Origin of the sequence: Hyunsoonleella sp. 2307UL5-6 (assembly GCF_047345485.1) — a bacterium.
GTDB lineage: Bacteria > Bacteroidota > Bacteroidia > Flavobacteriales > Flavobacteriaceae > Jejuia.
In genome coordinates this window covers 245,856-258,590 of sequence record NZ_JBLFEN010000002.1, presented here as the reverse complement: position 1 = coordinate 258,590, position 12,735 = coordinate 245,856, and the positions used below count along the sequence as shown (strand labels likewise).

The window sequence follows — 12,735 nt, the reverse complement described above, 5'->3', positions numbered from 1 at the left end:
CATATCAATAAAAATAATAGTTTAAAAAACATTGTATCCTATGTAATTCTTCTTTTAAACAATTATTATTGTTTAATTTTGCTTTATTCTAAAACAGGCAAAAACATTGAAAGTAGTAGAGCAAATAAAACAACCTATAGCTTACGAGATGGAACTTTTTGAACAAAAGTTTCAACTTTCCATGTCTAGCAAAGTGGCGCTACTTAATAGGATTACACATTACATTGTAAATAGAAAAGGTAAGCAAATGCGACCTATGTTTGTGTTTCTAGTAGCTAAAATGGTGTCTGAGGGCGAAGTGAACGAGCGCACTTATCGCGGTGCGTCTGTAATAGAATTAATACATACAGCTACTTTAGTTCATGATGATGTTGTAGACGATAGTAACCGTCGTAGAGGTTTCTTTTCTGTAAATGCACTTTGGAAAAATAAAATTGCTGTTTTAATAGGTGATTTTTTACTCTCTAAAGGATTATTACTGTCTATAGATAATAGTGATTTTGACTTGCTTAAAATTATCTCTATTGCCGTTAGAGAGATGAGTGAAGGTGAGCTACTTCAAATTGAAAAAGCAAGAAAACTAGATATAACCGAGGATATATATTATGAAATTATTCGCCAAAAAACAGCAACATTAATAGCCGCATGCTGTAGCTTAGGTGCTGCATCAGTAAAGCCGCAATCTCAACATGTAGATACAATGCGTAAGTTTGGTGAACTAATAGGAATGGCGTTTCAAATAAAAGATGATTTGTTTGATTATGGCGATGAACAAATTGGTAAACCTACTGGTATTGATATAAAAGAGCAAAAAATGACGTTGCCTTTAATTTATGCATTAAATAATGCCACCAAAAAAGATAAAAAGTGGTTAATTAATTCTATTAAAAATCACAATAAAAACACTAAGCGTGTAAAAGAAGTCATAACTTATGTTAAAGATAATGGTGGTTTAGAGTATGCTATTAAAAAAATGAAAACCTTCCAAGAAGAAGCGTTATTACTACTTAAAGATTATCCTAATTCTGAGTTTAAAAATTCATTAGAATTAATGGTTAATTATGTGATTGATAGAAAGAAATAGTATACTTATTTCCATTTTTTTACGCGATATAGACGCTATTCATTTAGTGTTCTAAGTGTAGCCAGTAAAACTACAGGGTTTAAATATTTACAAAAATTAAACTTCATATTTATAGTTTATAAATAAACTACTGCTGTTGTTGCATTTGTTGTAGTAATTTTACATTTTGTTGGTAGCTATTATTATCAACTTGTAGTTCTTCTTTTTTTAAAGATAATACGAGCTCATCATTCTTTTTAATGGTACTTACTTTTACTTTTACAAACAAATCACCTTTAGCAGTGCCTTTAAAAACTCCTTTTACAGGAGCACAGTCACTATAACTCCTACCAACTGATAACCGCACGTGATATGCGTTGGCTATAGTGTTATTTGTTGGGTCTATACCCAACCAACCGTAAAATGGAATATACACTTCAACCCAAGCATGTGTTGCACCTTCACCCCGAGAACCTGAGTCATTAGGGCAAATATAACCACTAACGTATCGTGCAGGTATGCCTACCATTCTTACCATTTGCAATAGTATATTGGCAAAATCTTGACAAACACCTGCCTTTAAGCGCCAAACATCATCTAATTTAGAGTCTACATTGGTAACACCTTGGATATATTTAAAGTTTTTATAGATATATTCAGATAATTCAAGTGCAATTTTAAAAGGAGAAAATTGGTTTAAGTTTTTTGTTTTTAATAATTCTGAAATAGATGCAGTACCATCAAATTTTTTATAATTTATGTAATCAATAAACTCGGGTTTATTTTTTATCTGTTTTAACTCATCCCATTGTTCATTAATCGGTTTTGAATCGTTAGGGAAAAGTTTTTCTTTTGTTGTCACTTCAATTTCAGAAATAACCGATAAAAAATTATGGGGTTCTAAAATCATAAAGGAGCCTACAGTATTTCCAAAAAAATCAGAATAGGTTTCTATTTTTGGATTAGTATTTATGCTTAAAGTATGAGAATATACACTTTGAAATTCGTCCTGTATAGGATGTAGCATAATTTGGTTAGCACCGTCTATTATTAAATTACTATAGCTGTATTTAGTTAGGTGTTTAATGAAAAAGGTTGGCATAAGTTAGTGTTAGTTAACATTAGAAAAGTAAACGGTATTAATACTGTAAGAAATATTTTTAATATCCTCTTTTATTCCATTAATAAAATTATCAAGACCTTGATGGTTTATACTCTCTATCGTTGTATATTTTATGGTGCTTTCTAGTTTTCCGAGTAAAAATTCCATATTGTTTTTTTCGAGCTCACCTGTCTCTATCAAAAGGTTTACGTGCCTGTTTAACTTATTAATACAATAATATACAGAGCGAGGAAATAATGTGTCTTGAAAAATCATGGTTATAATATGATCTTCTCTAAAAGATGATTTATATTTTTTTAAGTATAATTGGTATCCACCAATAGAAAGTAACAAATTCTTCCAATAAAAGCTTTGCTCTAAACTATCTGATGTTTTGGAAATTTCAATGAGTTTCATAGCAGTAAAATCTGAAGTTTGTATTACACGTTCTAGATATTTACCTATATTCATAAAGTAGTACGCAGGACCTCGCTCTAGCGTAATATCAACATTACCATAAAATTTTAAATGAAATCCTAAAAGATTATCTAAAAAAACTATAGGATCTTCTTCGTTAAGTCTTTCTCGTAAGCCTTTTTTTGTTAGAAATAAATAGTAGCTATTTATACATAACCATAATTCTTTTGAGATGTGTTCTTGTACACTTCGCGCGTTTTCTCTAGCGTTTGTAACAATATTTAAAATAGAGTTAGAATGCGAGGTGTTAAATACCATAAAATCTATACATTCTATGGCATCTTCAGTGTAAAATGTATTATCAGTACTAGAATAATTTTTTATAATGGGAGACCATGAGAATAATTCTGGAGAATCTTGGTTGGCATAAAAGTTTACTTTAAGTAAACTTAAAATCCCATTACCACGCTCCATATACCTGTCTAACCAAATTAAATTATTTGCAACTCTACTTAACATTTTTAGTTTTTTTAATTTATTGAATTACCCATGTGTCTTTACTACCACCACCTTGAGAACTATTTACAACTAATGAGCCTTTTTTTAATGCCACTCTAGTAAGTCCGCCAGGGGTAATATCTATACCATCTTTACCAGAAAGTGCAAAAGGCCTTAGGTCTATACACCTTGGCGATAATTTACCATCTATACAACAAGGGGCTGTTGATAGTCTTAAAATAGGTTGGGCTATAAAATTATCAGGGTTTTTTCTAACATTTTTAAGATAATCTTTTATGTCTTCATCAGTAGCTTCATGCCCCATTAACATGCCATAACCACCACTACCATCGGTTTTTTTAATCACCATTTCTTTTATGTTTTTTTCAACATAATCATACTCTTCAGGTTTACCTAATTGGTAGGTTTCAATATTCTTTAATATAGGTTCTTCTTCTAGGTAATATTTTATCATATCTGGCACATAAATATAAATGGCTTTATCATCGGCAATCCCTGTGCCTGGTGCATTTACAATATTTACATTACCTTTTCTATAAGCGGCCATAATACCTGCAACTCCTAATACACTAGACTTGTTAAATTCTAGTGGATCTAGAAAATCATCATCAACGCGTCTATAAATAACATCAATACGCTTTAGGCCGTTTGTAGTTTTCATGTATACAAAATGGTCTTTAACTACTAAATCGCTACCCTCAACCAATTCAATACCCATTAGTCTCGCTAAAGTTGTATGCTCGTAATAAGCAGAGTTATAAATACCGGGTGTTAACAGTACAACATTAGGGTCGTTTTGGTCAGATAGTTCTTTTAATTTCTTATATAAAACATTAGGATAATTTGATACTGGTCTAACTTGGTTTTTAGGCAGTACACCAGGAAAAATACGTTTAGATATTTCTCTGTTTTCAAGCATATAACTAACACCAGATGGAGTTCTTAAATTATCTTCAAGTACATAAAATTCACCATCATTATTTCTTATTAAGTCTACTCCGGCTATGTGTACATATATATCATGAGGTACTTTAACGCCTTTCATTTCTCTTAAAAAATTAGGGCAAGAGTAAATTAATTCAGCAGGAATAATACCATCATTTATTATAAATTGATCGTTATAAATATCTTTAATAAACAGGTTTAATGCTTTTATGCGCTGTTTAATACCTTTGTCAATTTTATCCCATTCATTGGCAGTTATTATTCTCGGTACAATATCAAAAGGAAATATTTTTTCAATACCTTCATTATCATTATAAACTGTAAAGGTAACACCTTGACTCATAAATAGTTGTTTAGAAAGCTCCTCTTTTTTAAATAGAACTTCAGGAGAGGTACTTCTTAAATAATCATTTATGATTTTGTATTGTTTTCGGATGTCAGAGTCACTACTATACATTTCATCCCAAGTGTTTGAGAGTAAGTCATATGATGAGAATAAGTTGTTATTTGTCATAGGCTTCACTTTTTTTAAATATAAGTATCTTTAAAATAATATATGGTGAATTCAGTCTTTTAAAAGGAATAAATTACAAATTTTTCTTTTTTGATAAAATAATTCTTAAAAGCATTAAATTTTGAGCAAAAAAATATGTTTTTTACATTTTGGTAAGCATTTTACATCATTTAGTTTTAATGTTCATTAAAAAAATATAAAATTCAGGCAACCATTTTATAACTATTTGCGTCTTTATAAATAGTAAGCAACATGAAACCTTTTTTGAAAGTTATACAGCTACATAAAAACGAAAGTGCATTAATAAAAAAAGCGATTAAAAATAATCGTGAGGCGCAACACATATTATTTGAAATGCATGCGCCAAAAATGCTTAGTGTTTGTCGTTATTATATAAAAGATACGCAACATGCAGAGGAGGCTATGCTTAATGGTTTTTTTAAAGTATTTAAAAATTTAAAAACTTTTAAAAGTGAAGGTAGTTTTGAAGGATGGATACGACGCATTATGATAAGAGCATCAATTTCATACCTAAGGCAAAAAAAAAGTATTGATTTTTTATCAGATAACGATGTTAGTACTAATGCATACAGCAATACTATTCAAACTGATTTAGAGGTTAACGAAATTCAAAAACTAATAGACCAGCTACCAGAAGGTTACCGTATTGTATTTGTTATGTATGCTATTGAAGGTTACAAACATTATGAGATAGCACAACTTTTAAATATAAGTGAAGGTACCTCAAAATCGCAATTATTTAAAGCACGAAAAATGCTTCAAAAACAAATAAAAACATTAAATAAAACAAGTTATGGCACCAATTAAATTTGAAGATGACTTTAAGAAAAAACTGGATAATCGCAGTATAGCGCCATCAAATATGGTATGGGATAAATTATCCAAACGTTTGGATGCAGAACAAAAAACCACTAATACTAAAGGATTTTGGTGGATAGGTATTGCAGCTAGTGTTATAGGTGTTTTATTTACTGTAGTTCAATTTTATAACACACCAGCAGAAACTAATATTCCAGTTATAGCAGATACACCTGAAAACATTGAGCAGTTAGAGAACACCACAGCAACATCGCAGCAAAACTATAATGTGGTTGAAGATAAAACACTAGTAGCACCTGAAAATTTGGATAAAGCAAACGATACACATCTAACTAAAACTAATCCACAAAACAGTAGCTTAAATTTAGAAGAAACACCTACTAAAGTAGCAAGCCAACATAGCGTACCTCAAAAAAGAATAGAACAAGATGTATATCAACCAAAAAAAATTGATGCACTTGTATTCGAAAAAGAAAAAGCACAAGAAGTTGCCGATGCTATTTTTACATTAAGTGAAACCACATCTGGCGTTACCGATGCCGCAATAGATTCGCTCTTAAAAGCAGCGCAACACGATATTTTATTAAGCAGAATGCAGCATGAAAATAAGGCTATTGTTGATGCAGCTTTATTATTACAAGAAGTAGAGTTTGAGTTAGACGAATCTTTTAGAAATAAAGTATTTAAAGCACTAAAAGCTAGCTATGGCTCTGTTAAAACAGCAATTGCCCAACGCAACGATTAATTTATAATAAAAAATATATTTTCAAAATACAAAATAAAATCATCAATCAATCATCAATCATTAATCAAAAAACGAACAATTATGCAAACAGTTATTAAGTATTTGGTATTACTAATTTTAAGCTTAAATGTGCAGTGTGTTTTAGCTCAAGATACTATATCAAAAACAAAACATCAAGCAGAAATTAACACGCTTAAAAATGCTATAACTAAAGTAAAATACGAAGAAAAAGAAGCTCTAAAAGCAGAGGTGGAAGCTATAGATTTAAGACTTAAAAATGGGGAAATTACAAAAGAAGAAGCGCAAGGTCTTAGAATGGAAATGGCAAAAAAGCGTGCGTTAAATATTGAGAACCGTATAGCTATTATAAAAAACAAAAACAATCTTTTAAAGCGAAACGGTAGTAATTACGTTATTGATAAACCAGACAAAGTTTCTTTTAGAATAGGGGGAAGCGAAGGAGGAGATTCCAACTTTATTTTTTTAGGAAATCATAAAAACGATACAGTAGTACACCGAAAATACGACCGACGTACAGTAAGCGACTTTGTACTAGCATTTGGTCTTAATAACGCTCTAATAGAGGGACAAACTATAGATGATACACCATATAAAATTGGTGGTTCTCGATTCTTCGAAATGGGTTGGGCTTGGAAATATCGCGTGTTTAAAAACACAAATTTTATGAGGTTGAAATACGGAGTATCTCTACAAATTAATGGCTTAAAACCAAATGATAATCAGTTTTTTGTACAAAACGGTAACCAAACGTTTTTAGAAACCTTTCCTGAAACTCTTAAAAAATCTAAATTATCTGTAAGCAATTTGGTGTTTCCTGTTCATTTTGAATTTGGCCCCTCAAAACGTATTGATAGAGACAAGTATTTTAGATATTCTACAAAAAAACAGTTTAAAATTGGTATTGGTGGGTATGGTGGTTTTAATATTGGTACACGCCAAAAATTAAAGTATACCCAAGATGGCGACCGAAAAAAGGATAAGCTAAAACAAAGCTATAATACCAGTAATTTAGTATACGGTTTAAGCACGTACTTAGCGTTTGGCGATACCGCACTGTATGTTAAGTACGATTTGTCACCAATTTTTAAAGATCAAGCCATACAACAAAACAATATATCTGTAGGCGTCCGGTTTGATATGGATTAAGTATTACTTTGAGTTAGTCAATAAAACATCGTTTAATTTAAGTATTAGGCGGTGTTTTTATATTTTGGCGTTATTCCTCTAAAGGCTGGTTCGGGCTTTTTACAATCGTTATCTTCTGTTTCAAGTAGCTATAATAAGCGAAATAATACCAAACACGTGCATTTTTTTTAAATAGGTTTTCTTAATAAATATTTTGAATTTTTACTTAAGTATCGAATAGAGAATGTTTATGGAGGGTTTCGTTTAACGTTGATGTATAAGGAAAGTTGCGTGTTTGCGTGCGAGGATTTTCCGAAGGAAAATCAGAAGCTAGCAAACGAGCAACTAACTTTGGTTTAGGTAAAACTAGCAATTTTTTTTATACGGTGTTAGGCTTAGTTTTTTTTCAGTTTTATTTCCTTTTCGCAATCCATACATATTAAAGTGTCATTTAATATTCGATATTTTGTTCCGATATTTTCATATAAAGTTTTATATCTATTTTTGGTATGTTCAGATATTCCATTTTTTAAATGTAATTCAAGAACGTTATTTTTTAATTTGTATTCTCCGAATGTTTCTTCTGTCATTTCTCCTCCGTGAGAGGTTGAACATAAAAAGTCATTATTTTTGTATAGTTCAAGTTTTACCCAAATAAAATCAGGGTTTTTTATACTAGTGAATTCCAATTTCTTTCCACCAAAGAAAGTCCATTTGACTACATCTCTGGGTATAAAAACTAATAATCCAAATCCAATCACTAAAACTATAATTCCAGTTCTATATTTTTTCCAATGATTCTTCTGTTTAAAAATCAAGGAATTTAATAAAAGCCCAATTCCGATAATTAAAAATATTCCATAGACAAGTGCCAATGGTCCAGCATCATTGTCAGTAAAAGTATTGTTTCCTGGTATTCTAAAATGAACTAATAAACCACCAACTAATACGAAAATTGAAATAGAAATTAATTGTCCTACAATTCGAATTATATTTATCAATTTTTTGTTCATTCGGGATTTTTGTCAAATTAAGCCTAACGTACTGTCGGATATACGTCCGTTTTTAATGACTTATATCCGAAGTTAAACGAAGTTAGGTGATTTTTTTTATAAAGTCAAGCTTAATAAATTAAAAGGATATTTAATTAAAACTATAACTTTTTGGTGCTTTCCCGCTCAATCAAACTTGTTTTTACAACCTTAGTTATAAATGGTTTATTTTGGTCTTCATTTTCAATACGGTCTATCAATAAAGCTGCTGCAGTTTCACCAATATATTTACCGTGTTGGCTTATAGCCGAAATAGAAGGCGTAAGGTGCTGTAATAATTTACCGTTTGTAAAACAGGCTACAGACATTTCTTCGGGTATCTTATACTTCATGCGTTTTACTATACGCAATGCATTTACTGCTGCACTTTCTTCTAAACATAACAATCCATCAATAGTTTTATCTGCCAGAATTATTTTAAGTGCGGTATCAAAATCCTCATGCTTGCCTATGCGTACAATAAGTTTTTCTTCAACAGGTAATTTGTAAGTTTCTAATGCTTTTACATAACCTTCTACACGTAATTTACCAACACTTAAATTATCAATTACAGATATTAAAGCTACCTTTTTACAGCCTGTTTGTATTAAATGTTTGGTGGCATCAAATGCACCTTCTAAATCGTTTACAATAACTTTATCACAGTTTATAGCATCAGAAACACGATCGAACATTACCATTGGTAAGCCTTCGTTTATAGCATTATTTAAGTGTGTATATTGGTGTTGTGTTTGGGTTTCTTCAGCTAAGGAAATTAGAATGCCATCAAGTGTGTCGCTCTTTAAAAGCTCTAATGTTTTTACTTCTTTTTCTAATGATTCGTTAGAGATGCAAGAAATTAAGTGATACCCGTGTTGTGCTGCTTTAGCTTCTATACCAACAAATGCTTTTGCGAAAAAACTATTCATAATATTTGGTATAATTACACCAATTGTTTTCGTTTTTTTATGTAGTAAAGAAAGATCTATGCTTTTAGATTTGTAGTTGTGTTCTCTAGCGTAGGCTACAATTTTTTCTTTGGTTGTGGTGCTTATTTCATAACTATCGCTAAGTGCTTTTGATACCGTAGCAATTGAAACTCCAAAAGCGTTTGCTATCTGTTTTAATGTGATGCGTTTAGCCATTATTTAAAATAGTTATATAAGTGATGATTATACTAATCTAGTAAAAATAAAGAAAACAAAACTAAAGGCTAGATGAAAATAGAATATCTTAAAACAAAGTTTCTAAATTCTATAACCAGTTGTTCATTTTGAGTTAAAATAAATAGCTTAATGTCGGTTTTGTAAAGGTTCGAGTGGTTCTTTAATCAAAACATCGTATCGAGAACCAATTCATATATAAAAATTCGTAGTCTCTATATAAATTTCATTCATTTTAATCGTGGAATTTACTAGAATTGACAGAAAATTTTAAAAATGCACAACTGATTTTTTATAGTAAAACTATATTATTATAAAGTGTAAGGCTGTTTAATTTTAATTGCTTGTAGTCTCAATATCTGGAAATGCATCAGCTTGTAAAGCTATAGATGTAATAGCGGTTTTAGCTTTAGGAGCATGTATTGTTATTTCAGAATTTCCGTTACGCCACACTTCTGGTGTTTGGTGTATTGTTTTAGTTGATGCATCGGCATATGTTACTAATAAATATACCGGCACAGGTAAACCGCCTATGTTTTCTATAGTTACTTTAGTGTTTTCTGTTTTTTTGATAGCTACATCTGCATATCCATATTCAAAGACCCACTTTTGCCAAAACCAATCTAAATTTTTCCCACTTACATCATTAAAAGTAAACATAAAATCATAAGGTGTAGGGTGCTTACCGTTCCATCTTTTTAAATACGCTTGCAAGCAGGTTTTAAAAAGGGTTTCTCCCAACAAATCTTCCAAGGCTAAATACATAAACGCAGGTTTGTTGTATGATTGTTGAAAATGCATGCTTCTAACCACCATATAATTTGATGGGCTAAACAAAGGTGTTTCCCATTGTTTGCCTGCACTTCTATTGTAACTGCGTATGGTTCGTTTTAGTTGGTAATTCTCATAAGGCGTACCTTTGTATAACGCTTTACAAAATTTAAAGGTTAAAAACGTAGCCCAACCTTCTTCCATCCACGAATATTTAACTTCGTTAATACCTACCCAATGCGGTAAGTAGGTATGTGCTAATTCATGAAACGTCATAAGGTTATTACTAATTTCTTTATTAGAAAATCCATTATTTGCCATCATTGGAAACTCCATGCCATCAAATTCAGGAACACCAATAAAGGATGTAAAACTATCGTATGGGTAGGGCACACCAGGTAATTCATTCGATAAATACTGAATACTTTTCTCCTGAATTTCTAAAAGATTTCGAAGATTTTTTTCATCATTTTTACTGTAAACAATATTAGAAGAGATGGTTTTATCATCTACATTTGTGGCGTTAGCTATCCATTCAAAATTATTAGAAACACCAAAGCCAAAATCTCTAACATGTGTTGCTTTAAAATGCCATATGTTTTTTAAGTTATTAGTTTTATTATCAGTATTATGATTTAAAATAGTTGTTTTTTTTGAGTCGTTTTTAGATGCTTTATAAGCAGAGTGCTCTTTTGTGTTTAGTACATTTTTTGCATTTAGTAAAGCGCCAGTAGCATAAACGTAATTTCCTTTAGGTACTGTTATTTTTACATCAAAATCCCCAAAATCCGTATAACACTCTTGTGCGCCAGTGTACTCGTTTTTATCCCATCCATCTATATCATCATACACTGCTATTTGTGGAAACCAGTAGCCCATAAAAGCACTCTCTTTATCGTAAGCACCAATTTTATTTACATAAATTGGTGGCATTTCTGTTTCCCATTTCATGGAAAATGTTGTTGTGGAATTAGGTAGGATAGGAGTAGGCAATTCTAACGTTAAAAACGTAGAGCTATAATTAACAACAATTGTATGGGTATCACTTTTTTTCTTGCTAGCATGTGCTAAATCACTAATAGAGGTATCATTACTTAGGTTAACAGCTGTGTTGTTTATTGTTAAGTTAGATATTACCATACCGTCTGTTAAATTAACAAGCGGAATTTTATTGGCGCGAACACCGCCTTTTTTATAGTGATTAGGATACATTTTAATCACAATTTCAGATAAACTGTCAGGACTATTATTGGCGTATAAGATGGTTTGCGAACCTTTAATTTTCCAAATACCAGGTGTTACTTCTGCTTCAATTACATAATCACTAGAATTTTGCCAATAGTGTTTACTCGGTTTGCCATCTAACTCTCGTGTTTTATTTTTATAGGCTTTTTTAAATTCTCTGGGCATATATAATGCCTCTTGACTAGAAAGCGATAATGTATATAATATAAGTGCAATGCCGCTAAAAAGTAGTTTCATTTAAATAATAATATTTAATTAAGGAGTTAATAATTTACGAGTTTTGTTACTCTCTAGTAATTAAATAGTCTCTTTCGTTATCAAGTACAGATATCATTTTGTCTATTTGTCCTTGACTAAATTGTCTTCTACATAAGCTGCCATTTGGGTCGGTTCCTGCCCATTGAGTCATAAAGTTTAAAGTATCAGGGTTGTAGCGCATACCATTTACATCTGTTTCTGTACCAATATAGTTACAGGTAGGTTCATCAATATTACTATCATTAAGGTCTGGCGAAGCAGGTGTGTCACAAATTTTATCACCTGCCTCAGCACAATTAGACCCGTCGACTAACTCAAGTCTTCCTTGGGCATCTGTAAAATCATCATCAGTATGGTATAATCCTAAATAATGCCCTATTTCATGCGTTGCTGTTGCTGTATTTTCTATTTCTACAGAAGAAGCACTCAGTTTTAAATTATTGCCTTGATCTGGAAATAGTGCAGTTGCTCCCAATTCGCCAGTAATCTGACCGTTTCTTCTATTAAGTAGGGTGATAAAATAAAATATGTTTAAGGCATCTGGATCCTCAAAAGACGCCAATACCTTATTTTCAATAAAATCATCTTGTTTTATAAATTGTGTGTTCCATTGCGTATTATCAACAAATTTTATGTCTTTTGAAAAAAACTGAATTTTAGCCGATTTAAAATTACCGTTAATATCTCCCATAATTTTGTTAATTCTAGCTTCGGTAACAGCAGCATTACCACCATTATCACGTCTTGAAATATGATGTACAACAGGTACTCTTAACGTATCACCAGATATCATTGTATTTGGATTGTTATCATCTGGCATATCTTCTTCATCCAATAAATCTTGCCGTATTACAGGATCGTTACCATTTTCGCAATTTAGCGTTAGTAACAGCAAAAAAGCACTGAGTATAGTAAAGCCTATATTTCTAATAATTTTTATTTTTTTCATAGTATTTTCTTTTTTCATATGTTGTTA

11 protein-coding genes are annotated in these 12,735 nt (G+C 31.1%); 4 read left to right on the top strand and 7 right to left on the bottom strand.

All coding sequences use genetic code 11. The annotated features are described in order from the left end of the window. Nucleotides 1-106: 106 nt before the first annotated feature. Complete coding sequence (locus ACKGJY_RS04620) at nt 107-1,084, top strand: polyprenyl synthetase family protein (RefSeq protein ID WP_413972683.1); 978 nt, start codon at nt 107-109, stop codon at nt 1,082-1,084. 127 nt (nt 1,085-1,211) lie between these two features. Here the strand turns inward: ACKGJY_RS04620 and ACKGJY_RS04615 are convergent, their stop codons facing one another. Genes ACKGJY_RS04615 through ACKGJY_RS04605 form a run of 3 tightly spaced genes read right to left on the bottom strand, consistent with a single transcriptional unit; the run spans nt 1,212 to nt 4,560 of the window. Continuing rightward, nucleotides 1,212-2,165: a transglutaminase family protein gene (locus ACKGJY_RS04615; protein WP_413972682.1), complete on the bottom strand. Its 954-nt coding sequence runs from the start codon at nt 2,163-2,165 to the stop codon at nt 1,212-1,214. A gap of 9 nt (nt 2,166-2,174) precedes the next feature. Then, the gene (locus tag ACKGJY_RS04610; protein WP_413972681.1) at nt 2,175-3,101 is read right to left on the bottom strand and encodes an alpha-E domain-containing protein; all 927 of its coding nucleotides are present in this window, start codon (nt 3,099-3,101) and stop codon (nt 2,175-2,177) included. 16 nt (nt 3,102-3,117) lie between these two features. After that, nucleotides 3,118-4,560, bottom strand: coding sequence for a circularly permuted type 2 ATP-grasp protein (locus ACKGJY_RS04605; RefSeq protein WP_413972680.1), 1,443 nt, complete (start codon nt 4,558-4,560; stop codon nt 3,118-3,120). A gap of 252 nt (nt 4,561-4,812) precedes the next feature. Between ACKGJY_RS04605 and ACKGJY_RS04600 the strand changes: the two genes are divergently transcribed. From ACKGJY_RS04600 to ACKGJY_RS04590, 3 genes are all read left to right on the top strand, one after another. Further along, nucleotides 4,813-5,388 carry an RNA polymerase sigma factor gene (locus ACKGJY_RS04600; RefSeq protein ID WP_413972679.1) on the top strand — a complete coding sequence of 192 codons (576 nt, stop codon included), beginning with the start codon at nt 4,813-4,815 and terminating at the stop codon, nt 5,386-5,388. Beyond that, entirely contained in the window at nt 5,375-6,145 is a 771-nt protein-coding gene (locus ACKGJY_RS04595; protein ID WP_413972678.1) for a hypothetical protein, read from the top strand. The genes ACKGJY_RS04600 and ACKGJY_RS04595 overlap by 14 nt, the downstream gene beginning before the upstream one ends. Nucleotides 6,146-6,226: 81 nt before the next feature. After that, the gene (locus tag ACKGJY_RS04590) at nt 6,227-7,312 is read left to right on the top strand and encodes a hypothetical protein (RefSeq protein ID WP_413972677.1); all 1,086 of its coding nucleotides are present in this window, start codon (nt 6,227-6,229) and stop codon (nt 7,310-7,312) included. A 374-nt stretch (nt 7,313-7,686) separates the two neighbouring features. Here ACKGJY_RS04590 and ACKGJY_RS04585 read toward each other — a convergent pair whose 3' ends face one another. The 4 genes from ACKGJY_RS04585 to ACKGJY_RS04570 form a co-directional block, all read right to left on the bottom strand. Further along, on the bottom strand, nt 7,687-8,304 hold the full coding sequence (locus ACKGJY_RS04585; RefSeq protein ID WP_413972676.1) for a hypothetical protein: 618 nt from the start codon (nt 8,302-8,304) through the stop codon (nt 7,687-7,689). Between the two features lie 140 nt (nt 8,305-8,444). Next, nucleotides 8,445-9,467: a LacI family DNA-binding transcriptional regulator gene (locus tag ACKGJY_RS04580; protein WP_413972675.1), complete on the bottom strand. Its 1,023-nt coding sequence runs from the start codon at nt 9,465-9,467 to the stop codon at nt 8,445-8,447. Nucleotides 9,468-9,821: 354 nt separating this feature from the next. Then, nucleotides 9,822-11,738 (bottom strand): M1 family metallopeptidase, encoded by a 1,917-nt coding sequence (locus ACKGJY_RS04575; RefSeq protein ID WP_413972674.1) that lies wholly within the window; start codon nt 11,736-11,738, stop codon nt 9,822-9,824. Nucleotides 11,739-11,784: 46 nt separating this feature from the next. Beyond that, nucleotides 11,785-12,708 (bottom strand): M43 family zinc metalloprotease, encoded by a 924-nt coding sequence (locus ACKGJY_RS04570; protein ID WP_413972673.1) that lies wholly within the window; start codon nt 12,706-12,708, stop codon nt 11,785-11,787. Between the last annotated feature and the right edge of the window lie 27 nt (nt 12,709-12,735).